The sequence below is a fragment of the Vreelandella sp. DA03-1M genome, from assembly GCF_055725665.1.
In genome coordinates, this window is sequence record NZ_CM146798.1 from 2,845,451 (window position 1) to 2,868,807 (window position 23,357).

The 23,357-nt window shown below is 48.6% G+C and carries 21 protein-coding genes and 1 pseudogene; 10 read left to right on the forward strand and 12 right to left on the reverse strand.

Annotation, left to right across the window (positions count from 1 at the left end):
- Window positions 1-42: 42 nt before the first annotated feature.
- The 8 genes from ACXUPB_RS13365 to ACXUPB_RS13400 are packed head-to-tail and all read right to left on the reverse strand — an operon-like array spanning window position 43 to window position 7,551.
- Entirely contained in the window at window positions 43-738 is a 696-nt protein-coding gene (locus ACXUPB_RS13365; RefSeq protein ID WP_008959920.1) for an ABC transporter ATP-binding protein, read from the reverse strand.
- The gene (locus tag ACXUPB_RS13370; protein WP_008959921.1) at window positions 738-1,457 is read right to left on the reverse strand and encodes an ABC transporter ATP-binding protein; all 720 of its coding nucleotides are present in this window, start codon (window positions 1,455-1,457) and stop codon (window positions 738-740) included. Before ACXUPB_RS13370 ends, ACXUPB_RS13365 begins: the two co-directional genes overlap by 1 nt.
- Entirely contained in the window at window positions 1,447-2,472 is a 1,026-nt protein-coding gene (locus ACXUPB_RS13375) for a branched-chain amino acid ABC transporter permease (protein WP_008959922.1), read from the reverse strand. Before ACXUPB_RS13375 ends, ACXUPB_RS13370 begins: the two co-directional genes overlap by 11 nt.
- On the reverse strand, window positions 2,469-3,317 hold the full coding sequence (locus tag ACXUPB_RS13380) for a branched-chain amino acid ABC transporter permease (protein WP_008959923.1): 849 nt from the start codon (window positions 3,315-3,317) through the stop codon (window positions 2,469-2,471). The genes ACXUPB_RS13375 and ACXUPB_RS13380 overlap by 4 nt, the downstream gene beginning before the upstream one ends.
- A 36-nt stretch (window positions 3,318-3,353) precedes the next feature.
- Entirely contained in the window at window positions 3,354-4,085 is a 732-nt protein-coding gene (locus ACXUPB_RS13385) for an SDR family NAD(P)-dependent oxidoreductase (protein WP_035587491.1), read from the reverse strand.
- 36 nt (window positions 4,086-4,121) lie between these two features.
- On the reverse strand, window positions 4,122-5,825 hold the full coding sequence (locus ACXUPB_RS13390) for an FAD-dependent oxidoreductase (RefSeq protein ID WP_472952853.1): 1,704 nt from the start codon (window positions 5,823-5,825) through the stop codon (window positions 4,122-4,124).
- 27 nt (window positions 5,826-5,852) lie between these two features.
- Entirely contained in the window at window positions 5,853-7,286 is a 1,434-nt protein-coding gene (locus ACXUPB_RS13395) for an FAD-dependent oxidoreductase (protein WP_008959926.1), read from the reverse strand.
- Window positions 7,287-7,311: 25 nt separating this feature from the next.
- Window positions 7,312-7,551, reverse strand: coding sequence for a hypothetical protein (locus ACXUPB_RS13400; protein WP_008959927.1), 240 nt, complete (start codon window positions 7,549-7,551; stop codon window positions 7,312-7,314).
- Between the two features lie 329 nt (window positions 7,552-7,880).
- On the opposite strand from ACXUPB_RS13400, the gene ACXUPB_RS13405 reads away from it, so the two are divergent.
- The 5 genes and pseudogenes from ACXUPB_RS13405 to ACXUPB_RS13425 all read left to right on the forward strand — a co-directional run bounded on the left by ACXUPB_RS13405 (window position 7,881) and on the right by ACXUPB_RS13425 (window position 13,232).
- Window positions 7,881-8,934 (forward strand): integrase core domain-containing protein gene (locus ACXUPB_RS13405; protein ID WP_472952856.1). Its coding sequence is split into 2 segments: window positions 7,881-8,191 and window positions 8,190-8,934, totalling 1,056 coding nucleotides; codons are not numbered across the junction.
- A 220-nt stretch (window positions 8,935-9,154) separates the two neighbouring features.
- A protein-coding gene (locus tag ACXUPB_RS13410; protein ID WP_472952858.1) for an IS630 family transposase occupies window positions 9,155-10,169 on the forward strand; the annotation gives its coding sequence in 2 pieces (ribosomal slippage) (window positions 9,155-9,550 and window positions 9,552-10,169; 1,014 coding nt in all).
- A gap of 183 nt (window positions 10,170-10,352) precedes the next feature.
- Window positions 10,353-10,595: pseudogene (locus ACXUPB_RS13415) on the forward strand (flavodoxin family protein); the annotation flags it as partial.
- Window positions 10,596-10,683: 88 nt separating this feature from the next.
- Window positions 10,684-11,778 (forward strand): histone deacetylase family protein, encoded by a 1,095-nt coding sequence (locus tag ACXUPB_RS13420; protein ID WP_008959930.1) that lies wholly within the window; start codon window positions 10,684-10,686, stop codon window positions 11,776-11,778.
- Between the two features lie 96 nt (window positions 11,779-11,874).
- Window positions 11,875-13,232 (forward strand): IS3 family transposase gene (locus ACXUPB_RS13425; protein WP_472952860.1). Its coding sequence is split into 2 segments (ribosomal slippage): window positions 11,875-12,355 and window positions 12,355-13,232, totalling 1,359 coding nucleotides; the frame shifts between segments, so codons are not numbered across the junction.
- 67 nt (window positions 13,233-13,299) lie between these two features.
- Here ACXUPB_RS13425 and fadA read toward each other — a convergent pair.
- Together fadA and fadB are read right to left on the reverse strand one after the other, a co-directional pair.
- Entirely contained in the window at window positions 13,300-14,478 is a 1,179-nt protein-coding gene (gene fadA / locus ACXUPB_RS13430; RefSeq protein ID WP_008959931.1) for an acetyl-CoA C-acyltransferase FadA, read from the reverse strand.
- Between the two features lie 23 nt (window positions 14,479-14,501).
- Complete coding sequence (gene fadB / locus ACXUPB_RS13435; protein WP_472956753.1) at window positions 14,502-16,688, reverse strand: fatty acid oxidation complex subunit alpha FadB; 2,187 nt, start codon at window positions 16,686-16,688, stop codon at window positions 14,502-14,504.
- A 254-nt stretch (window positions 16,689-16,942) separates the two neighbouring features.
- Here fadB and ACXUPB_RS13440 point away from each other — a divergent pair, with 254 nt between their 5' ends.
- Window positions 16,943-18,097, forward strand: coding sequence for a DUF5924 family protein (locus ACXUPB_RS13440; protein WP_472952863.1), 1,155 nt, complete (start codon window positions 16,943-16,945; stop codon window positions 18,095-18,097).
- A gap of 76 nt (window positions 18,098-18,173) precedes the next feature.
- Window positions 18,174-18,626, forward strand: a complete 453-nt coding sequence (slyA, locus tag ACXUPB_RS13445; protein ID WP_335597810.1) for a transcriptional regulator SlyA — start codon at window positions 18,174-18,176, stop codon at window positions 18,624-18,626.
- Here the strand turns inward: slyA and ACXUPB_RS13450 are convergent.
- Window positions 18,605-19,174 (reverse strand): preprotein translocase subunit YajC, encoded by a 570-nt coding sequence (locus tag ACXUPB_RS13450; RefSeq protein ID WP_335597812.1) that lies wholly within the window; start codon window positions 19,172-19,174, stop codon window positions 18,605-18,607. The genes slyA and ACXUPB_RS13450 overlap by 22 nt on opposite strands.
- A 199-nt stretch (window positions 19,175-19,373) precedes the next feature.
- On the opposite strand from ACXUPB_RS13450, the gene ACXUPB_RS13455 reads away from it, so the two are divergent.
- Complete coding sequence (locus ACXUPB_RS13455) at window positions 19,374-19,826, forward strand: universal stress protein (RefSeq protein ID WP_008959936.1); 453 nt, start codon at window positions 19,374-19,376, stop codon at window positions 19,824-19,826.
- Window positions 19,827-19,887: 61 nt separating this feature from the next.
- Here ACXUPB_RS13455 and ACXUPB_RS13460 read toward each other — a convergent pair whose 3' ends face one another.
- On the reverse strand, window positions 19,888-21,804 hold the full coding sequence (locus tag ACXUPB_RS13460) for an ATP-binding cassette domain-containing protein (protein WP_472952867.1): 1,917 nt from the start codon (window positions 21,802-21,804) through the stop codon (window positions 19,888-19,890).
- 102 nt (window positions 21,805-21,906) lie between these two features.
- On the opposite strand from ACXUPB_RS13460, the gene ACXUPB_RS13465 reads away from it, so the two are divergent.
- Window positions 21,907-22,788 (forward strand): TatD family hydrolase, encoded by an 882-nt coding sequence (locus tag ACXUPB_RS13465; protein ID WP_472952869.1) that lies wholly within the window; start codon window positions 21,907-21,909, stop codon window positions 22,786-22,788.
- Between the two features lie 13 nt (window positions 22,789-22,801).
- On the forward strand, window positions 22,802-23,281 hold the full coding sequence (locus tag ACXUPB_RS13470; protein WP_008959945.1) for a hypothetical protein: 480 nt from the start codon (window positions 22,802-22,804) through the stop codon (window positions 23,279-23,281).
- The last annotated feature ends 76 nt before the right edge of the window (window positions 23,282-23,357 follow it).

Below are 23,357 nucleotides of genomic sequence, written 5' to 3' on the forward strand. Positions count from 1 at the left end.
TATACAAGCCGCCAATATTATTTTCTTAAAACACCTCCTCAACTATATAGCAATATGGGATTTAAGTTCTTCTAAGTATTCATTATTGATTTTTCCAGAGTCTACAATTTTGCCTTTAGATAAAAGGTAATAAGAATCTACACAGCGAGCAAGTAAAGATATATTTTGCTCTACCAACATTATGCTAGTTCCTTGTTCCGAAAGTTTATCCAATGAATCAGCAAGCTGATCAACCATCACTGGAGACAGACCTTCACTAGGCTCATCTAATATTAATAGCTTAGGATTTGCCATGAGTGCTCTTCCAATTGCCAACATTTGCTGTTGGCCACCACTCATAGCCGTACCCATTGAGTTCTGTCGTTCTTCCAGTATCGGGAATAGCTTATATACTGAAGTAAGATCCCAATACCCGGACCTTCCAGAGGCTAACCCCATAATCAAATTTTCCTTTACTGTAAGATTAGAAAAAATATTCCTACCCTGTGGAACTATGGAAATACCTGACAAAGCAGCATTATGATACTTGATAGCTTTTTGTTTTTCTCCATTGAACAAGACTTCTCCTGTTTTAACGCTTGCGACTCCGATGCATGAGTTAACTACGGTAGTCTTACCTACACCATTCCTTCCGATAAAACCAACTTTATCACCCTCATTAACAGAAAAACTCACATCATGAAGAACCTGAGCTTTACCGTAAAATGAATTAACATTTCTAAAGGTTAATAAACTCATTACGCACTACTCCCAAGAAATGCACTAATAACCTCAGGATCACGCCGCACTTCGCTAGGATCTCCTTCGGCAAGTTTTTTTCCTAAATGCAGTACTGTAAGACTATCGCAAATTGAAAAAATTACTTCCATATCATGTTCCACTATCAGAACAGAAACACTCCAATCCTTAGCAAGATCTCTCAAGAGTCCAGCAAGTTTCAATGATTCAGAAACTGTTAATCCTGCTGCGGGTTCATCTAAGAGGAGAACTTCTGGCTTACCGACAAGTGCAAGCGCCAAATCCAGCCGTCGCTGTTCACCATGAGCAATTTCTGATGCCTGTAAGTTAACAATACTCCCAAGTTCTAGGGCATCTATAACCTCATGGTGGTTATCTTCTTCTGCAGCCATCCCTGCGAGACTTAGTTGCTCAAGCACTGTTAAGCCTTGAAATATATTAGTCTTTTGAAAAGATCTAGATATTCCTTGCTCCCTTTTTTTCCTAGATGAAAGATTTGCTATATCTTTTCCGTTGAGTAGTACTTCACCATGCGTTTTTCCTCCACCACGTCCACAAAGAACATCCATCAGAGTAGACTTACCAGCACCATTTGAGCCAATTAGTCCCTTTATCTCTGCTTTTTGTAAGGAGATGTTAATGTTATCCAATGCATAGAAGCCGCCATACACTCTACTTAGGGATCGCCCAGTCAAAACCGGATCTTGTTTATTGCTCATTGTTGCTCCACGTTTTTATAATTTTATAGCATTTAGAGTATAAGGCGTGCATAACACCGGCTACACCTCCAGGGAAAACAACAGTAACAAGTATCAAGAGTACCCCCATGAAAAATGCCCAATATGCTGTGTACCCCATCACCATTTCCTTTAAGAAATAGAAAGCCACTGCTCCCAGTGCGGGCCCCCATATAAACCCAACGCCGCCAATTATAGCCATGATCAAAGCTTCTCCTGAAAAGCTCCAATGGAGAATCTCTGGTGAGACGAATGTGTTATAGAGGGCAAAAAGTACACCGCCAAGTGAAGATATGGCTGCAGATATAACATAAATGAGGACACGAGGAAGGATAGCTGAATGTCCGATATACCTTACACGTTCTTCATTATCTCGAACGGCCATAGTAAGAAGCCCATACTTACTTCGTGAAAATAAAGTTAAAGTAACTATCACTGCCGCAAGCACGCTAGAAGTAATTAACAGCATCACAGTCGGGTTATATAGAAGACTGGAGTCCATACCGAATATGGATTCTGGGAGGTTAATAAACATTCCATCCTCACCATTTGCTAGCTCCCTCCAGCGCAGAGCCACTTCATGAAAGGCCTGTGCTGTCGCTAATGTAAGCATTGCAAAGGCAATACCTATACCCCTAATAAACACAAATCCACAAATAAGCCCAAGTAAAATAGATAATGCAATTGAAAGCACTATTGCTATCTCTATAGAAAACCCAAACCTTTGTGTGAGAATAGCTATTGCGTATGCAGAAAACCCAAAAAACAAAGCATGTCCAAAAGAAACTAAGCCGCTTTGTTTTACCAAGAAGCCGACAGAGGTTGCCATAAGTGCAATTATCAATGCCTGCACAAGTGATGAGTGGAAATGCTGAGATGTAAAATATACTACGGCTACAACAGATACGATATATACCCCGAGCAACACCCACAAGCTATTTACTCTCGGCTTCTTTATAGTTAGATCTGCTGTTTTAATTTTTGCTTTATAAGTCATTTTCCCACCTTAATCAAACCTTCAGGCCGCCAAATAAGTACCGCAACCATAGCGATGAATGGAATCATTGATGCGATCTCTGGTACATATACAATGCCAAAAGTCCGCAAAAGACCTATAAACATGGCAGCTACAAAAGCCCCCGAGAAACTTGCAAGCCCTCCTGTAGCAATGATTATAAAACTATCAATTAATACTGTACCTCCCATGTGTGGAGTTAAGGACATAAATGGTGCTGCTAGTACGCCAGCCAATCCAGCAATACCTACACCAACTGCGACGACAATCATAGACAGTCTATCAGGGTTAACCCCCTGCATGCCGGATGTAACTGGGTCAAGACTAGATGCACGGATATACAAACCAATTTTTGTGAATCTGATCCAAGCCACAAGCCCCAGAGCTACTAATAGGGAAGCTATAATAATAAAAACCCTATAGACTGGAAACTGAGAACCAAGTACTGATATTGATCCTTCTAATACTGAAGGAGTACGCATCTGTAATATTGAAGGCCCCCATATAAATTGCACCATATCTTGTAATACCAAAAGAATTCCAAACGTTACCAGAACAGTAACAATGGGATCTTCTTTTTGAAGTGGCTTAAAAACAAACCTATCTATAACTGCTCCAAGTAGTGCCATGACAAACGGAGTAGCAATCATTGCCCACCAGAAACCAAACTTTAAAGCACACATATAGCCTATATAGGCCCCCACCATAAATAAGGCACCATGTGAAAAATTCACTACCTGTCTGAGCCCAAAGAGTAAAACTAATCCAACAGCAATGATGAAATGCAAGCCGCCATATACAATGGCATTTAGTATGTAAATCTCCATTTATTGCTCCATTATTTTTGTTAATTTTGTCTTTCTTTAGCTACTGGCCCTACCGCCCGAAACGTCGAACACTGCTCCTGTGGAGAAAGAACACTCAACCGACGAAAGCCAGCAAATCATAGCAGCGATCTCATTAGGTTCGGCCAACCTATTCAGTGGGATTAACTTCTCACTTACCTCCATGGCACTACCTGTCATCCCCTTTAAAAGGCTGGTCTTCGTTAAAGCGGGAGTAATAGCGTTAACAAGAACACCACTATTCGCAAGTTCTTTAGCAACTGACTTCGTTAACCCAATCAAGCCTGCCTTTGAAGCGGAGTAAGCTGACATATTTATGTTGCCTTCTTTACCTGCCACTGATGCAACATTTACAATACGACCTGAAGTACTTTTTCTAATATAAGGGGAGCTTCTTTTTATTGTTAGATAAGCACTTTTTAAATTAATATTCAGCACTCTATCCCACTCATTCTCTTCGAGTATCTCTATAGAACCAACCTTACCGAGTATACCGGCATTATTAATCAGAACATCTATTTTTTCAAATCTATCAATTGTTTCACTGACAGCTGAACTAACTTGATCGGAATCTGTAACATCTGTTTTTATATAGAAAACCTCATCCATAACGCTAAGCTCATATACTGGCGGATTGAGGTCCCAAATACATACTGATTCACCTCTTTCCAATAGCATCTTAACTACTGCTTCACCAATCCCTGAGCTACCGCCAGTTACTACTGATACTCTTCTAGTTATCAAGTCCATTTCTTTACCTATTTTATAAATTTATTTTGTTAAAGATTATTCTAAGTTTCCGCTAGCGTGCTTAGAAGTTATATACCCAAAAACTAGAGCAGGCCCTAAGGTTGTTCCTGGTCCAGGATATTCCCCATTGAAAATCGATGCTGCATCATTACCGCATGTATATAGTCCACTAATTTTTTTTCCGTTTTTCCCAATAACCTGCCCCCATCTATCTGTTTTAATCCCAGCACTGCAACCTATCTCAGCAGGCCATATTTCGATAGCAATATAAGGAGGAGAATCTATACTTCCTATACATGGGTTAGGCTTATGGTTAGCATCACCATTAAACTTATTTAGCTCAGCATTGCCTTTCCCATAATCTAAATCTTTTCCTGATTTTGCAAATTCATTATTTTTATTAATTTCATTAATAAGGGATTTTTCGGGTACATTTATTGTGACAGCCAATTCCTTAATGCTTTTTGCCGACTTAATGTAACCAGATTCAACATATTTATTAATATCTTTTACACCGGGGGGGATATAACCAAGTCCATATTTATTAATGAAATTATCATCACACACTAAATAACAAGGCATATTTTTATCTGCGTCTAAATACATAGCCTCAACAAAATCATGATACGAACACCCTTCATTGACAAATCGTACCCCTTTTTTATTTACTGCAATCAGACCAGGCTTTGCGCGGTCTAAAGATAAATGCGGGAATAGCCCTTTTTTTCCTTTTTTATGATATGTAACAGACACCGGTGCCCAAAAGCCTCCTCCCCCTTGTGTGGTATATTCAATTTCAGCACCAATTCCATCTGCAATCGTCAGGCCATCTCCTTTATTTTCTTCGCAACCGAGCGAGAACTTTGGTGTTGGAGAATACATATATTTTTTTCTATAAGCTTCATTGTGCGAAAAGCCACCAGTAGCCAAAATTAAAGCATAATTTATATTTATAATTTCAGATTTATTACCTCTAGAAACTATTATTTTGCTAATTATTTCATTTCTGCTATCAACAGATTCAATTTTAGAATTGAACCAAACATCAACACCTAGTTTAATAAGTGAGTAATACATCCGTCCTACTAGTGCATTCCCCATAACTACACGTGTGCCGCGCGGATATTTCATTCTATCGACAAAATACCTACCAACTAGTCTAGATGTGTGCCAAAAACTTTTTAGACTTTTATACCTGTTGATAAGATGTGGTATGTCTGATTTACCAAACATCATGCCACCGAGAATCATGAATTCAGGAATCGGAGGCCTTAACCTAGAAAAATTACTTCCTAGTAGTCTTCCATTAAAGACTTCGGGGATAATAGCTCTTCCTGACACAGCATGTCCTGGTATATCAGAACGGTAGTCTGGATGCTTTCCACATGGAATAAATTTAACATCAGTATTATCATTAAAAAAGTCGATGACCGTTGGCGCCATCTTTAAATATAAATTTCTTTTGCTTGAGTTCTCTTCGCTTGAAATCAAAGATTTTAGATAATTACTAGCATCTTCAATTTTGTCACTATACCCTTCTTTTATACTTTGTGTATTACCCGGTATCCACAAGGATCCAGCGGAAGTCGCTGCCGTACCTCCAACTTGATCTGTCTTTTCAACAACTAACACTTTTAATCCATCTTTCGCAGCCACAATTGCAGCAGCCATCCCTGCTGGACCAGCACCAGCAACAACAATATCATAATTTTTTTCATTCAGATTATTGTTAATATTCATATATAATTTATCCGTTATATATTACAATTATCGATGGTTGCTAGCGATATAAGTTCCTGCTCTATACCCAAATACCAAGGCCTTAGATAAACCACCACTATAACCAGAGCTCCCCCCCCCCTCTAAACCGCCAGTGCAAGCACCAACTGCAAACAAGCCTTCAATCACATCATCATTTTTATTAATTACCTGACCATTTTCATTAGTTAATATTCCCCCCATTGTATAGGTAATACCTGCGCAAACAGGTATGGCATAAAACGGTGGGGTTTTAATTGGGTAGGATTTAACACTGCCCACAGTTCTTACAGGTTCATCTGCTTTAACAAATCCCTGCTCAACGAAATAGTTATGGGCGTCAATTGTACTTTTTAGATTTTCCTCGGGTATGTCCAACTGTTCTGAAAGTTTGGCAATGCTTTGTCCTTCTATTAGCTTACCCCCTGCTTTAATAAGGAAGGGGTTAGGCGGTATCAACCAATCTTTACCGGGACCATGCTCCCATGCAGTTGAGTCAAAAATGACTACAGATGACAAAGGGTGCCTGAGCCTGGCAACTTGATTTGTTATATAAACCCCACCCATGCCTTCATCACAAAACCTTCGACCATTTTCGTCGACAATCATACTACCGGTAGCAAGGCTGTCTATTACCGGGTAAGGCCAGAACCTATCATCATTTAGTGCCTCTTTGTAAAGCAGGTGCCCATAAAATGATTCTTCTCCAATAGTTTTAGCACCTATTTTTTCTGCCATCAGAATTCCATTTCCCAAACCACTTCCTGCGTTCCTTTGCATTAATGCACCAGGAACATTGGATATATATTTCTTAATCAGATCCTTGTTAGCCTGAAACCCTCCATCTGCAATAACAACATTATTCGCACATACGTTAGTTTTTTTTCCATCTTTTTCAACAATAACGCCTATGCATTTACTTTCACTAGCAACGATAAGATCTACAGCTGCTGCGTTGTAAACTATTTCACCACCAAGTTCATTTAATCTCTTTGAGAGCGTTTTTAGCATTACATCGCCGCTTCTACCTTGCCAATATGGCTTTCCGCCATTAAAGTACCCCGTACTCCTAACTCCGGGTGGTGCAAGGGCATTTTTTCTTAAACCATCAGGTCCCGCTTTGATAATCCTAACACCTTTTTTTTTCATCCACTCTAGGGATTCATGTGCCGTTTCTGACAAAGCTTTAACCTGCACATCATTTTCAAGGTCGCTTGTGATTTCTTTTAACCTTTTTTTAATAATATCTTCATCATCAGTCATGTCATCCATGGCAATATGAAATAACCCCCCTGTCAATCTGCTATTACAAAGATAATCACCTTCGGGACCTCTTTCGAAAACAGCAGTACGGCATCCTAACTCACTTGCTCTAACCGCAACACTCAGCCCAGCTAACCCACCACCAATTACAGCAAGTTCATAATCCAACTTTTCAGTCATGCTACCTCCTTACCTAATAACTATATTATTGAGGCATAAGCGTATCAGATATAATCTCAAGCACTTCTATATAACTTTTCAAAATCGCAGATACAATAGCCCCAGTTAATATCCCTATAGCCAAACCATATCCACCCAAAGTATTCCAGGCATATACAGTTACAATCAATAAAACCAAAAGGAATGCAATAGCGGTTATTGACGACTGATAAGCTAATATTACTTTAATTACTGGGTATGGCGACTCACTTTTTATTATACTCACAACCAACTCCTTCGAGCGTTTTCAACTATCAGCCCTGTAAAGTCCTCAAAAGAAACCTCATCCATGCAAAGTTCTTTAAGAAGGTCTCCTTATATAGGCAGTGCACATAATGTACGTTCACTTACTTTCCGTGTACTTACTATTTGTAGAATAATATTCTAGAGGTGTCAAGGGGTGTCAAGACCTTTTTTAAAAAAAATAAATAATTACAATAAAAAATCAGTTAGGGTTATAAATTGGCATGTGGACTACAGCTACCTCATTCGACGTCACCCCTTGATTGAGTAGCGCTACACTTTAGGGTCCGATCCTACGTAAGGAGATTGGACATGAAGAAGTGTTTCTGCGAAGAACAGATCATTGGCTTCCTGGGCGAAGCCGAAGCAGGACTGCCCATTAAGGAGCTATGCCGTCGGCACGGTTTCTCTGAAGCCAGTTACTACCTATGGCGCAGCAAGTTTGGTGGCATGAGCGTGCCCGATGCCAAGCGACTCAAAGAACTCAAAGCCGAAAATGGACGCTTGGAAAAGCTGCTCGCTGGAGATGGAGGTCACTCGCGAGGCGCTGGGAAAAAAGTGGTGAGTGCCCCTGCACGCCGAGAGGTGGGGCGCTTTATGGTGGCACGTGGCCTCAGTGAGCCGAGCGCTCCGTGTCATCCGTATGAGTGCCAGTGCATTGCGCTATCAATTGCCTCCTGACCGTAATGAGGCATTGCGTGAACGCATTGTTGCCTTGGCCCATCGGCATCGTCGCTATGGCGCTGGCATGATCTACCTGAAGCTGCGTCAAGCCGGTGAACAGGTCAATCATAAGCGCGTCGAGCGCTTCTACGCGGCGGCTCGGTTGCAGGTAAAACAACGAAAGCGCAAGAAGGTTCCCACATCTGAACGAAAGCCACTGGGTCGCCCTGGCGCTGCCAATCAGGTCTGGTCAATGGATTTTGTGTTTGACCGTATCGCAGGCGGGCGAGTGATAAAGAACCTCACCGTTGTCGACGACGCTACCCATGAAGCCGTGGCTATTGTGCCTGAACGTGCCACTGGCGGGCTGTCGTTAACACTGATTCTGGATCATCTGGCTTTACAATGTGGCCTAACTAGCGCCATTCGTACGTATAATGTAAAGAATGTTGTGGGCGCATCTACGTGGCGTTGCACTGTTTTAATCGGCCCTGGAAAACCCAATCAAAACGCCTACTTCGAATCGTTCAACGGGCGTTTTCGAGACGAAAGTCTGAATGATCATTGGTTCACCAGTCTCCATCACGCCAAAGTTGTCATCGAAGCATGGCGGCGGGAGTACAACGAAGAAAGACCGAAGAAGAGTCTTGGAGGGCTGACACTTTCAGCCTATGCCGGGCAACTGGTAGTAAAACTACGATAAAGTTACTTCTGACTCTAAACCCGGCTGCTACTGAAGATGGGGTGACGTCGGAAGCTTGTGCAAGACCCTCTAATCTGTAGAGGAGAATTTCAGGCAGAATTTATTGATCAATGTGAAGAGTTAGGATTGACGATGGAAGCGAGCATTGAGGCAGGTAAGTAGCCGAACATAAGTTTTCCGCTATGCTTATAACTCTGACTATTAAATCAGGACGATGAGCATGAAGTTTCGTTTTGTACTACCTCTGTCCGACACTGACCTTCAGGCGCTAATCGCTACCTACACACATGGTAAAAAGCCAGCCTTGCGTCGCCGTGCCCATGCCATTGTGCTGAGCCATCAAGGACACACCATTAACCAGATTTGCAAGATCCTGTCGGTCACACGAGAGACGGTCTCGCTCTGGTTTGATGCTTGGGAAGCAAAGGGGCTCGAAGGGCTCAATGATAAGCCTCGTGCCGGCCGTCCTTCTATCTACAGTGATGAGGAGCGGGAACGGTTACGGGCGCTTGCAGAAGAACAACCTCACCAGCTGAAAGCGGTCCAGGTACGACTACAGCAAGAAACGGGAAAGTGTTCGAGCACCATGACGATCAAGCGAGCATTAAAAAAAACTGGGGTATAGCTTCAAACGGGCTCGGCGATCTCTGAAAGATCGGCGTGACGAGAAAGACTTTCGTAATACTCAAGGCCTGCTGGCAGAGCTTCAGCGCTGGGAAGAGAGAGACGACGCTGAACTGTACTACTTCGATGAGTCTGGCTTTTCCCAGGCGTCTGCCTTGCCTTACGCCTGGAGCCCCGTCGGACATCCTCGAAGGATCCCCGCTTACTCACACAGTCAGCGTCTAAATGTGCTGGGCTTTCTGAGTCGACAAGGCAAGCTGATTTACCATTCGACAACTGAGACAGTCACCACCGAGGTCGTTATCGAAGCCTTTGATCGTTTTATTTCCCAAAAGTCGCCGGATACCTTTGCCATCGTGGTGGTGGACAATGCCAGTGTTCATCGCTCGGCCCTGTTTCAGCGCAAGCGACTGGAGTGGCAGAACCAGCGGGTTTACGTGATCTACCTTTCCTCCTATTCGCCAGAATTGAACCTAATCGAGATTCTCTGGCGCAAGGTGAAGTATGAGTGGTTGTCACTAGCCGCTTACGAAAGCTTTCAATCCCTGAGACAACATGTGCATGAGGTGCTGTCAGGCTACGGCAGGGAATATCGGATTTCTTTTGTATAGGTACTTATTATCTGAGGCTGGTGGGTCGAAAAAAAGTTGTTGTCTAGAAAAATCATATGAATCACGATTCATTTAAAACTGTTGCCAGAAAAATGTTGCCAGCATGGTAGCCCTAAGCCTCATCGTTACTGATTCACTCACTCGACAACAAAATTATCATTTTTCATATTCGTATAATTATGTTTTGACCGCACCTACTATTCTGTTCTAGAAAAAAAGCAAGGATTGCCCTGTGCGCTCTATATCCGCGCAGGACATGACGGCACGGGCACTCAGCGCGCAGTAGAGAGCATCGTGACCGGCTTACGCTGGCGCTGGGTGCAGGCACCCCTCATTTTACGCGGTGAATGGCAGCCAACGTTTGCAGATCAAGTAGAAGAACTTAGCATGACCTTAGCGTTTAGTGTTGAAAGCGGCATTGTATAACCACGCGCAGCCTGCCTTACTGTAGGTAAGCACTTCGTGCATTCAGTGCGATTGAGAGTCATCAACGCACATCTTTCAGGTAGCCATTATGCACAATGTCATTGCCTTCTATGATGATCGCGTACTCGCTCACGAACCCAATATCGACGCTGACTTTTTACCCCAGCGAATCGATAAGCGCATTCGCCATCTGCTTGCTGGCTTACCCGTGCCTTGGAAATATCCCGAGCACCCTGGGCGATTAACCGCTATTCAACAGCTGCTTGAGAGAGCACCCATTGAAGGCTTAAAAATTGAAGGGGGTAAAGCGGCTACCCATGAGCAGTTAGCGCGTGTGCATACCACTTCCTATCTAAGCGACATTTTTAGCCTGCGCGGCAAAAATGCCTGGCTGGATGTGGACACCACGGCGGTCTCACCGGGTAGCGTTGATGCCGCAGAAGTCGCCGCTGGAACGGCTATTGCCGCAGTGGAAGCGGTGATGGAAAAACGCACTAAAAGCGCCTTCGCTCTTGTGCGCCCTCCAGGCCACCACGCCGAACCTGTTCGCGCCCGCGGCTTTTGCTTGTTTAACAATGTCGCAGTGGCGGCAGCCCATGCCCGCAGCGCGTTAGGTTGCGAAAGAGTGCTCATTGTTGATTGGGACGCCCACCACGGCAACGGTACACAGGATATTTTCTGGGCAGAGCCCGATGTGATGTTTTTTGATATTCACCGCGCCGCCCCCTTTTACCCCGGCTCTGGCCACCTGGAAGAAGTAGGCGCCGGTTTGGCGGAAGGCACCACCATCAACGTACCGCTACCTGCTGGCGCCGGTGATGAAGCGTATTTGAAAGCCTTTCGCGACATCCTGGCGCCAGCAGCTGCCTGGTTTAAACCTGATATCATTTTAGTATCAGCAGGCTTTGACCCCCACTGGCATGACTTGGCGCTCAACGTCTCCTACGAAGGATTTGGCGCGCTAACCGGTTTTATGCAACAGCTGGCCGAACAGCACTGTGATGGCCGGTTGGTATTTGTATTAGAAGGCGGCTACAACCTTGAGTCACTGGCCAACGGTACAAGGGCGGTGCTGGCAGTCCTGGCGGGCAACACAGTACCGGTACCCGATACCTGCGGCATTGCGGAAGTACAAGCTGCAGCGGATTTTCACCGCACGGCTTTTCAATCTGAACCTGAATAGTGCTTTTCTGAACAAAAACCTGACAAATAAAAACGGCACCTCGAATGAACTGCACCCCAAAAGTTGGACACTCATCCAACGATTGGGGTGTTTTTCATGACGAAATACAATGAAGCGTTCAAGCTACTAGTAGTGCAAAGCTACGCAGAAGGACAACAAGGTTACAAGAGACTGGCCAGACAGTACGGTCCTGGCCCTACCACCATCAGGCGTTGGGTTAAACACTATGAAGAGCATGGTCTAACTGGCTTGCAGAAAAAGTTCAGCCACTACAGCGCTGAGTTCAAATTAGCGGTATTGCAACGGATGAGGCAAGAGGAGCTCTCAGCCTTACAAGCGACGACTCTGTTCGATATCCGAGGTGGAGCGGGCGTCGTACGGCGGTGGGAAAGTCAGTATCATGAAGGAGGCTTCCAGGCGTTGGAGCCTAAAGCCCGAGGTCGACCGACGAAGATGCCTACAACAGAGCCACCAAAGCCCCCACTTCCATTGCCTGAAATGAGCTCGCTGGAGCAGTTGCTCCAAGAAAATGAATACTTGCGTGCTGAGGTGGCCTACCTAAAAAAGTTGAGGGCCTTGCGTCAGGCCAAAGAGCAAGCCGCGCAGAAAAAGCGCGGGTAGTCCTTGAACTGAAGCAAGGCCACCCTTTGCCGATGCTGCTAAAAGTAGCCGAACTGTCGCGTAGCACCTTCTATTATCAGGTAAGGGTGCAGCAACTGGATGATCGGCATGCTGGTCTGAAGCGTCGAATTCACGCCCTCTACGAGCGTCACAAAGGGCGCTACGGCTATCGACGAATTACGGCAGCGTTGCGCCAAGCGGGAGAGCAGGTCAACCACAAAACAGTTCAACGTCTGATGCAGCATCTGGGGTTGAAGTCATTGGTACGCCCAAAGAAATACCGCTCCTATCGTGGACAGCAGGCCAGTGTTCCCAATCTTCTTGCCCGTCAGTTTCAGGCTGAACGCCCCAACCAACGGTGGGTCACCGACGTCACGGAGTTCAATGTCCGAGGCGAAAAGCTGTACTTATCGCCTGTGATGGACCTCTACAATGGGGAAATCGTGTCCTACTCAATACAGAAGCGGCCACAGTTCTCGCTGGTAGGGGGAATGCTCAAGAAAGCCTTGGCCAAGCTGGTCAACCAAGACGCACCGTTACTGCATTCCGACCAAGGTTGGCAATATCAGATGCCTGCTTACCGGCGCAAGCTTGCAGAGTATGGCGTAATCCAGAGCATGTCACGCAAGGGAAATTGTCTGGATAATGCCGCGATAGAGAGCTTCTTTGGAACGCTGAAGTCTGAATATTTCTACCTGAATCGGTTCGACGATATTGAACAGTTACAGGCGGGCATCCGCCAATATATCCATTACTACAACCACGAGCGTATCAAGACCAAGCTAAAAGGCCTGAGTCCGGTGCAGTACCGAAATCAGGCCTTAACCGCTTAGCTTTTCACTGTCCAAGTTTATGGGGTCAGTTCACGAAGGATGCCGTTTAAGTACCTAAGCGCTATGGTTATTTCAGTCGTTCAAACACCGTTGCAACGCCCTGCCCCATGCCGATACACATGGTCGCCAAGCCCAGGGTGGTATCGCGCTGCTGCATAACGTTCAACAGCGTGGTGCAGATACGCGAGCCCGAGCAGCCCAGCGGGTGCCCAAGGGCAATGGCACCACCGTTGAGGTTAACCTTATCGTCCAGCGCATCCAGGAAACCTAAGTCTTTTAGCACTGGAATACCCTGAGCGGCAAACGCTTCGTTGAGCTCAACCGTTTGGATATCAGCGGCAGAGAGACCAGCGGCTTTAAGCGCTTTCTTGGACGCTGGCACTGGGCCATACCCCATGATGGACGCATCGCAACCCGCCACACCGGTCGAAAGCACTCGCGCGATGGGCTCTAAGCCCAGTGCTTGAGCGCGCTCGTAGCTCATCACTGCCATTGCCGAGGCGCCGACAGAAAGCGCCGAGGACGTACCCGCGGTCACGGTACCGTTGCGCGGATCAAATACCGGCTTGAGGCTCGCCATAGATTCCAGGGTAGAGTCGGGGCGAATCACCTCATCGCGCTGAACCATCACCCTGAAGCCGCGCTGATCGTGGCCTTCAACACCGATAATTTCATTATCGAAGTAGCCCTTCTCCATCGCCGCTTGAGCGCGCTGGTGAGAACGCACGCCAAACTTGTCCTGCTCTTCTCGGGAAACGCCGTGCATCTTGCCCAGCAGCTCAGCGGTGAGCCCCATCATCATCGCCGCTTTGGCCGCGTATTTGCTGGCTGCAGGGTTGACGTCAACGCCGTGGGCCATGGGTACGTGCTCCATGTGCTCCACGCCACCGATGATAAAAAAATCACCCATGCCCGCTTTGATATTGGCCGCAGCGATATGCAACGCAGTCATCGAAGAGCCGCACAAACGGTTGACCGTTTGCGCAGGTACCGAACGGGGAATACCGGTCATAATCGCTGCGTTGCGAGCAATATTCATTGATTGCTCAAGTGTCTGATTCACACAGCCCCAGATCACATCATCAACTTCCGACGGGTCTAGGTTTGGGTTACGCGTAAATAGTGCCTGCATGGCCGCAGCGGAGAGGTTCTCAGCGCGAACGTTACGAAAAGCACCATTCTTGGCTTTCGCCATGGCGGTACGGACACCGTCAACCACCACAATATCTCTCGGACTCAAACTCATCTTTTATCTCCTATGCGTGGTGGTTAGGCTTGGTTGGCAGACTTATCGTTGGAATAGAATAATTCGCCATTTTGAGCCATCTGACGCAGCTTATCGGTCGGCGCGTATAGCGGCCCCAGCTCTTCGGCTAGCCCTTCTGCCAGTTTCACAAACTCAGCCACGCCCATCGCATCGATGTAGCGCAGAGCGCCACCGCGGAATGGCGGGAAGCCGATGCCATAGATCAATGCCATATCAGCTTCAGCCGGCGTCGCGACAATGCCATCTTCCAAACAGCGTACGGTTTCCAAGCAGAGCGGCACCATCATGCGAGCGATGATGTCTTCGTCGGAAAACTCTTTGTGCTCCTTCACCACCTCTTTGACCAAGGCGTAAGCCGCTTCGTCGGTCACTTTCTTCGGCTTACCCTTCTTGTCCTCTTCGTAGGCGTAAAAACCCTTGTCGTTCTTCTGGCCCAAGCGGTCATTGTCGTACATGACCTGGATAGCGGTTTTGCCCTCGCGCGCCATACGATCAGGGAAGCCTTCGGCCATGACTTCATTAGCGTGTACGGCGGTATCCAGGCCGACCACGTCAAGCAAGTAGGCAGGCCCCATCGGCCAGCCAAACTTCTCCATCACTTTATCAACGCGCTGGAAGTCAGCGCCCTGCTCAACCAGGAAGCTAAAGCCACCAAAGTAGGGGAACAGCACACGGTTGACCAAGAAGCCTGGGCAGTCGTTAACCACAATCGGCGTTTTACCCATGGCGCGAGCGTAGGCCACTGTAGCGCCCACGGCGGCATCCGAGGTTTTTTCGCCACGGATAACTTCCACCAACGGCATACGATGTACGGGGTTAAAGAAGTGCATGCCACAGAAGTTTTCAGGCCGCTTTAGGTTTTGCGCCAAGCGGTTGATCGAGATGGTTGAAGTATTGGAGGTGAGAATAGTGTTCTCGCCCACCATGCCTTCCACTTCGGTAAGTACAGCGTCTTTGACCTTCGGATTCTCAACAACAGCTTCGACAACGAGGTCGACGTTACCAAAATCACCGTAAGAGAGCGTCGGGCGGATGTTGGTGAGTTTTTCAGCCATTTGCTCGGTAGTCAGCTTCTTACGCTCTACCTGCTTTGCAAACAGTTTGCGGGCTTCTTTCAGACCTAACTCTATCGCGTCGTCCTTGATGTCTTTCATCAGGATCGGCGTGCCTTTAGAGGCACTCTGATACGCGATACCGCCACCCATAATGCCAGCACCGAGCACCGCCGTTTGCTTCACCGGCTGAGCTTGCTTCTCGTAATTGCTGGCTTTCTTTTTAACCACTTGGTCATTAAGAAATAGGCCAACAAGGTTAAATGCAACGCTGCTCAGCGCAAGCTTAGCGAAGGCTTTGGCTTCAATCGCCTGAGCACGGCCGCGCTCTTCACCAGCGCCTTTCTGAATCACTTTGATCGCTTCAACCGGCGCGGGATAGTGCGGCCCAGCCTTGCCAGCGACATAGCCTTTGGCGGTTTCAAACGCCATCATCTGCTCAATCGGGTTGAGCTTTAGTGGGCTGGTCTTTTCAGCGCGACGCGCCTGATAATCCAGCTCGCCGGCATTGGCACGATCAAGGATATCCAGCGCGGCATCTTCCAACTGCTCGGCGCTGACCACGGCATCCACTGCGCCCACCTTCAGGGCAGCATCAGCGCGGTTTTCAGTACCACCGGCAATCCACTCAATGGCATTATCGGCGCCGATAATACGTGGCAGGCGCACACAACCGCCCCAACCGGGCAGAATGCCGAGCTTGGTTTCCGGCAGACCAATCTTGGCTTTCTCGCTCATCACGCGAAAATCGGTGGTCAGCAATACTTCACAGCCGCCGCCAAGCGCCAGCCCATTAATGGCGGTAACCGTGGGAAATGGCAGGTCTTCAATGGCGTTAAAGATATCGTGTACCTTGAGATTCATCTCCACCAAGTACTCTTCGCCTTTATCGAACAGCGCGTGAAACTCAGTGATATCGGCGCCCACAATGAACACGTCTTTAGCGCTGGCAATGAGCAAGCCCTTCAAGCTACCTTCCGCTTGAAGGGCTTTCACTGCCTCACCCAGCTCTGCTACCACAGCGCTGGAGAGTTTGTTGACGGACTCACCTTTCAGATCGAAAGTGAGCATAGCGATGTCATTGCCACTCGGGGTGTCACGACGTGTCACCGTGATGGCGTTGCCTTGATAGATCATCCGCGCTCTCTCCACAATTCGGGTTGGCTCCATAAAGGAACCCGCCACACTTTTATTCGGCCAATACCATTATCCGGTCAATACAATCCAATCGATTTCATACGCTCGTTTGATCGCTTTAGCTTGGTTGAGTTGCCTGTGTACGTCAAGCCCTGACTTTTGGCTAATTTACCAATCTACTGAGACCAGTACTCCCCTGTGTGCGTTCATACTGCTAGGATCACGCTTCCTTTTATTTTGCAGGTTAACTTTATATGGGCGCACTGCTCACGCCATCGCGCATTGCCACCGTTCAGCGGCATATAGAAAGCATTGTCGAGCGACTAAAGCCATGGAGCTGGCTATGGCCGCCCATGGCATTTACTGCCGGGTTAGGCAGCTTCTTTCTGGTCGATCGTCAGCAGTGGCTGGGAGCTGCGCTGGCATTAGGGCTATTGTTCGCCTGGACGCTACTGCTTTCCGAAGGGTTAATCAGCCGCTGGTTAAAACGTCGTGGTCACCCTACTCCGCCAAGAGGCGTAACAACGTTTATTGCCCAGATGATTCATCAGGAAACGCTTTTTTTCACATTGCCGTTTATTTTAGTCACCACAGTATGGAATAGCGGCCAAACGCTGTTTGCGCTGCTAGTGGGCGTTATGGCGCTACTTTCTATCGTTGATCCCATCTATTTTAAAATTGCTGAACGGTGGCGCAGTCTTTACTTTTTATTTCACGCAATGTGCGTGTTTCTCGTATTGCTCGTGACGTTACCGATAATGGTACACCTCACCACAGGGCAAAGCTTACTCTTAGCCCTTGGGATCACGGTCGTTGTTGCCTTACCTAGCTTTTGGCACCTGTTAAAGCAAAGCTCGCTCAAACGCTGGTGTGCTTTTTTTGGATTAACGCTGATCTTAGCCTACGGCGCTTGGCTTGGACGTATTTGGGTGCCACCTGCCAGCCTATGGATGACCAGCAGTGCTCTTTCTCCTGGGTTTGACGTTGAGCGGCGCATTCCTCAAGGTTCTATGGCGCTAACGCCCCAAGCTATCAGCGCAAATGGCCTTTATGTGTACACCGCCATCCGGGCGCCGCGTGGGCTGAGTGAAACCATTACCCACGCTTGGCATCATAATGGTGAGCCAATGGACGTAGTGGAATTGAACATCAACGGCGGACGTGAGCAGGGATACCGCGCATGGAGTCACAAACAAAACTTTCCAGAAGATTCAACCGGGCAGTGGCGCATCGACATTATGACAAGTACTGGGCAGCGCTTAGGATTAATACGCTTTGAGGTAGCAGAGGATAGCCAGCAGGCTTCACTAGCCGATGGAGAAATATACGCCAGTGGCTTAAGCGGATTGAACTTACGGCGCTTTTTACCGGGCCGCACTAATGATGCAGAGGCGCAACCGGATGCCTGAATTGTTAATCGCCTTGCATTCAGTGGCGCAGCTTATGACAATTCGCCTACTCACACTTATTGGTAGCTAGTTACTTATGGCTTCAACGATTGGTTTTCGTATCGCACGCTTGCCGCATCTATGGCGTTCAATTCTAGATCGACGACTTGCCCCCTTAGGCTTAACGCAAACGCGTTGGGTCACGCTCTATCACTTGTGGCGTATGGGCGAGGGGCACCCACAGTGCGATCTTGCCCGCGCCATTGGTGTTGAGGCACCTTCCTTGGTGCGTACTCTCGGTCAGCTTGAAGAGCAAGGTTTGGTGGAACGCCGTGCCTGTGACAATGACCGCCGTAGCAAACGTATCTATCTGACGCCAGCTGCTATGCCGTTGTTGGAAAAAATCGACAGTGTTGCCCAGCAGGCGCGTAAAGAGATGTTTGCAGGCTTGAGCGAGGAGAACCTTGAACAGCTCAATGAATGGCTGGCGGTGATTGAAGCCAACGGGTTAGCAATTCAGGCACGCGATCAAGACGGTCCAGTCTCATGATCGTTCTTTGAGGTTGGCACAGTCTGCTCTGTCCCTTTGAGCGCTTGACCGTTGGGCCGATCGACATGGCCCTGAAGAGTATCAATCAGTTGCTTAAACTCTGGTAAATATGTCGTGAATCGTTCAGCGGTTTGCGACTCCCACCACCATAGGGTCAGCGCGTAGGGAGTCGACTGTATCACCAGCGCGTCTAGTGGCAAACGCTCAAGCAGTGCTTTTAACGGTATCTCGGCATTACCCGGAAGCGGCCGCAAAGGGGCTATTCGCCAACGCCAGCCCGCATAATACGGTGCTAAAGCTTCACTGGCATTGCTGTCTCTGACCAAAAGGAAATCCGGCCCAGGTGCTGACTGAGGATAGTGCCACCGGTAGGCAGGCATCGTCCCTTTAAAATGGTGAAGCGGTGGTTTTTCCAGTTTGATAATTACGCCTTGCTTGGCAATTTGCGTGCGCAGCGTCTGCTGGCGTCTCTGACGTGGACTGGGCTTTAGCCACATCACCGGTGCGATGACAAACATCGAAATTGCTATAATAATTAGCCATTCCATCTCTACATTTCCTTTAACGTGAGCCACACTGTATAAGCTATTCTAACCATCACGACTCAGGACGTTGTTTTGATACACGTCATGGTTAAAACACTGATCATTGTTAAAATAAGGCACGCCATCTAAAGTAACGGTCATTGAACAAAGAGCCTCCATTATTCTTTGTGAACTAGTGTTATCCACGCTAAGGAGATATGCCATGAGCTATCACCACATTTTAGTTGCCGTTGACTTAACCAAAGACTCCCACAAGATCCTGGAACGTGCCGTGGCAATCGCAGCACGCAACGATCAAGCCAAAATTTCCATTATGCATACCCTGGAACCGCTTGGGTTTGCCTATGGTGGCGATATACCGATGGACTTGACCAGCATCCAAGACCAGTTGGATGAACATGCCAAAAAACGTTTAGCCGAAATTGCCGCACCGCATATTGCCGAGGCTGACCAGCATGTTGTCGTGGGTATGCCCGATACCGAAATCCACCGGTTTGCCGAAGAGCATGATGTGGACTTGATCGTAGTGGGCTCCCACGGTCGTCATGGTTTTGCGTTACTGCTAGGCTCAACCTCTACCGGCGTGCTGCACGGCGCCCAGTGTGATGTTCTTGCGGTACGCGTGGGCAAAAAAGGCGAGAAAAGCGACGAGTAAACCCTTTCTTTATATCGCTACGAAAAAGGCGCCCATTCGGCGCCTTTTATCGTTGCTACGTCTATTCCCCAGCGGCCATCGCCTCTAGCTCCATCCAACGCTCCATGGCCACTTCTAGCGCTTTCTGCACTTTCTCAAGGGATTGCAGTTTAGCCGTAACGGCTTCTGCTTCTTGCTGATAAAACGCTGGGTCACCAATCTCGCTCTCTAGCGCCTCTACTTCACTCTCAAGGCGTTCTATTTCAGCGGGCAGCGCATCTAACTCACGCTGCAAGTTGTAGGAAAGCTTAACGCTTTTCTTAGCCGGGGCAGCCGGAGCTTCGACCACCTTTTTAGGCGTTTCTGAGGTGGGTTCAGTACGCTGACGCGCCGCCCCTTCCCAAGGCGCTGGAGGCAATTTTCCGCCCTGGCGAATCCAATCGGTATAGCCACCCACGTATTCACGCACCACGCCATCGCCTTCAAAGGCGAGCATGCTGGTGACCACGTTATCCATAAAGGTACGGTCGTGGGAAACCAGCAGCAGCGTGCCATCGAAATCGAGAAGCAGCTCTTCAAGCAACTCCAGGGTTTCCATGTCGAGGTCGTTGGTTGGCTCATCGAGTACCAGCACGTTAGCTGGCTGAGTGAACAACTTGGCAAGCAGCAGGCGGTTGGACTCACCACCAGAGAGAGCTTTCACCGGTTGGCGTACCCGCTCAGGTGTGAACAGAAAGTCCTGCAGGTAACTCATCACATGGCGATCTTTACCCCCCACGCTGACGCGATCACTGCCCTGAGCAACATTGTCATACACGGTTTTATCCAGCTCCAGCCCGGCACGCAGCTGATCGAAATAGGCCACTTTTAGATTGGTGCCCATCTGCACCTTGCCTTCAGTGGGTTCCAGCTCGCCCAGCAGGATTTTCAATAGGGTTGTCTTGCCCGCGCCGTTGCGCCCCAGGAAACCGATACGGTCGCCGCGCAGTACTTCAAGGTTAATATCACGCAGTATTACGTCATCGCCAAAGCGCTGGGTGACGCCTTGCAGCTCCACCACGCGCTTACCGGTGCGCTCGCCGCGATCTACCGTCAAGTTGGCATTACCCTGGCGCTCACGGCGCTGGCTACGCTCGTTACGCATCGCTTCCAGCGCACGAACCCGGCCTTCGTTGCGGGTACGCCGTGCTTTAACGCCCTGACGAATCCAGGCTTCCTCTTGGGCGAGTTTTTTATCGAACTCGGCGTTCTCCCGTGCTTCCACTTCAAGCTCATGCTGCTTACGGGCCTGATACTCTTCGTACTTGCCGGGGTAGCGCCCTAGCTGGCCACGGTCCAGCTCCAGAATATTGGTCGCTAGCTTGGAAAGAAACGCCCTATCGTGGGTAATCAGCAGTACTGCGCCATTAAAGGCCAGCAGTTGTTCTTCCAACCAGGCAATGGTGTCTAAATCCAAATGGTTGGTAGGCTCATCAAGCAGCAGCAGATCGGGCTCAGCAACCAGGGCGCGCGCCAGCGCTACTCGGCGGCGCCAGCCACCGGAGAGCGAGCTCATCTCAGCCTCAGGGGGCAAGCCTAAGCGCGTGAGCACCGTATCGATACGCTGGTGATACGACCAGCCATCAATGGCTTCCAGGCGCGTTTGCAGGGTCGCCATGCGATCCATATCGGGGTCGGGATCATTGATAAGATGATCGTACTCGGAGAGCAGCTCCCCGGCTTCTGGCAGGCCTTGGGCGACCATGTCGAAAATGGTCAAGCCAGATGACTCGGGTAACTCCTGAGCCAACACGCCAATCTTGAGACCAGGTGCGCGCCAGATGGAGCCATCGTCGGGCAGGATATCCCCCGCTACCAGCTTCAGCAGAGTGGACTTGCCGGTGCCGTTGCGCCCGACCAGCGCCAGCCGCTCGCCTTTTTCAACCGTCAGGTCGGCGCGATTGAGTAGTACATGGGTGCCGTAGGCGAGTTGCAGCTGTTCGAGTCGTAACAGGGTCACGCGGTGTCCTCCTTAATCGTGAGGCGCACAGTGTAACGCATGAGCGCGCTGGTAGGGGGAACGTTGATGCATTAGTCGATGCTCGCGCATACCGTTACAATGATGTCTTTGCATATTGAATGGGAGACACCTTTGACCACTGCGTATGCCGATGATTTTTTGCCCGAAGCACTACAGTTTCGGCCTAGTACCCCATTGGTGGACATCGGCGCTAACTTAACCCACGAAAGCTTTGGGCGTGATCTTGAGGCGGTTATACAACGTGCCCAGGCGGCGCAGGTAACTACCATGATCGTTACCGGCACCGACCTTGCCCATGCTGAGCAAGCCGTCGAGTTGGCCAAACAGTATCCTGGCTTGTACGCCACGGCGGGTGTACACCCTCATGACGCAAGCCATTGGGACGCAGGTCTGGAGCGCGCCATGGCGGCTCTGCATGCCATGCCCGAAGTGGTGGCCGTAGGCGAGTGTGGCTTGGATTTTAATCGCAACTTCTCGACGCCCAAGGAACAGGAGCATGCCTTTGAAGCGCAGCTAACCCTCGCAGTAGAAAGCGGTTTGCCGCTGTTTTTACACGAGCGCGATGCAGGCCAGCGGATGCGAGAAATCCTGCATGCATGGCGAGACGACATCAGCCACGCGGTGGTGCACTGTTTCACTGCTGACCGCGATACGCTATTTGGTTATCTCGACCTAGACTTGCATATAGGGTTAACGGGCTGGATTTGCGATGAGCGGCGCGGTCATCACCTGCGATCATTGGTGAGTGATATTCCTCTTGAACGTTTAATGGTTGAAACCGACTGCCCTTATTTGTTACCTCGTAACTTGCCGACAAAACTCAAAGGGCGCCGCCATGAACCCGCTTTGTTGCCTTGGATAGTGCGCGAGATTGCTCAGTGGCACGGCATCAACGAAACTGAACTAGGCAACGCCACCACACAAACTGCCAAGCGTTTTTTCCGTCTTCCCGCAGAATCATAATAGGAGTACTAGCGTGGCCGATTATCCAGGATTTATAGCCATTGAAACGGGCGAAGACGATGGTTTACCGCTCGCCATTGCCTGGTCGCTGCCCGATGGCCGAGTAAAGCAAACATTGATTCAGCCGGATGATAGCTGGATCAAGGAAGACACCAATGCCTTGGGCGCCTACAGCATGGAAGAGCTAGAGAGCCTGGGGGTTAGTCCCTTGGAAGTGATTCGCGAACTTGAGAACGACCACTTCTCCGCCACGCTGTATACCAGCGACAACGGCGACGACGAAGCGGCGCTGGCGCGGCTGTTTGACACCTATGGGTTAGACCCTTTCGTAGAGTTAGCCCCGGCCTCGGTGCTTTACCCTTCAATCACTCCTGGCGAATGGCATCGCCAGCGGCGTGAAACGTTCAGCGAGCTGGGCTTGGAGCCGATGCGTCCAGAACACGAGCTTGAGGTTATGCTGTCGATGCACCAGCGCCTAACCGAAGAGGACTAGGCATTAGCTACCAATAGCCTAGGATACGTTTGCACGAAGGAAAATCCTCTGCTAACCCATAATGAGGCTTTGTTTA

Bases quoted from the DNA above. Each gene is read 5' to 3' on its own strand.
- ACXUPB_RS13380 (WP_008959923.1), bottom strand. From the start codon at position 3,317: ATGGAGATTTACATACTAAATGCCATTGTATATGGCGGCTTGCATTTC.
- ACXUPB_RS13385 (WP_035587491.1), bottom strand. From the start codon at position 4,085: ATGGACTTGATAACTAGAAGAGTATCAGTAGTAACTGGCGGTAGCTCA.
- ACXUPB_RS13450 (WP_335597812.1), bottom strand. From the start codon at position 19,174: ATGGAATGGCTAATTATTATAGCAATTTCGATGTTTGTCATCGCACCG.
- ACXUPB_RS13395 (WP_008959926.1), bottom strand. From the start codon at position 7,286: ATGACTGAAAAGTTGGATTATGAACTTGCTGTAATTGGTGGTGGGTTA.
- fadA (WP_008959931.1), bottom strand. From the start codon at position 14,478: ATGAGTTTGAGTCCGAGAGATATTGTGGTGGTTGACGGTGTCCGTACC.
- ACXUPB_RS13440 (WP_472952863.1), top strand. From the start codon at position 16,943: ATGGGCGCACTGCTCACGCCATCGCGCATTGCCACCGTTCAGCGGCAT.
- ACXUPB_RS13455 (WP_008959936.1), top strand. From the start codon at position 19,374: ATGAGCTATCACCACATTTTAGTTGCCGTTGACTTAACCAAAGACTCC.
- ACXUPB_RS13465 (WP_472952869.1), top strand. From the start codon at position 21,907: ATGTCTTTGCATATTGAATGGGAGACACCTTTGACCACTGCGTATGCC.
- ACXUPB_RS13420 (WP_008959930.1), top strand. From the start codon at position 10,684: ATGCACAATGTCATTGCCTTCTATGATGATCGCGTACTCGCTCACGAA.
- slyA (WP_335597810.1), top strand. From the start codon at position 18,174: ATGGCTTCAACGATTGGTTTTCGTATCGCACGCTTGCCGCATCTATGG.
- ACXUPB_RS13370 (WP_008959921.1), bottom strand. From the start codon at position 1,457: ATGAGCAATAAACAAGATCCGGTTTTGACTGGGCGATCCCTAAGTAGA.
- ACXUPB_RS13365 (WP_008959920.1), bottom strand. From the start codon at position 738: ATGAGTTTATTAACCTTTAGAAATGTTAATTCATTTTACGGTAAAGCT.
- ACXUPB_RS13375 (WP_008959922.1), bottom strand. From the start codon at position 2,472: ATGACTTATAAAGCAAAAATTAAAACAGCAGATCTAACTATAAAGAAG.
- ACXUPB_RS13390 (WP_472952853.1), bottom strand. From the start codon at position 5,825: ATGAATATTAACAATAATCTGAATGAAAAAAATTATGATATTGTTGTT.
- fadB (WP_472956753.1), bottom strand. From the start codon at position 16,688: ATGATCTATCAAGGCAACGCCATCACGGTGACACGTCGTGACACCCCG.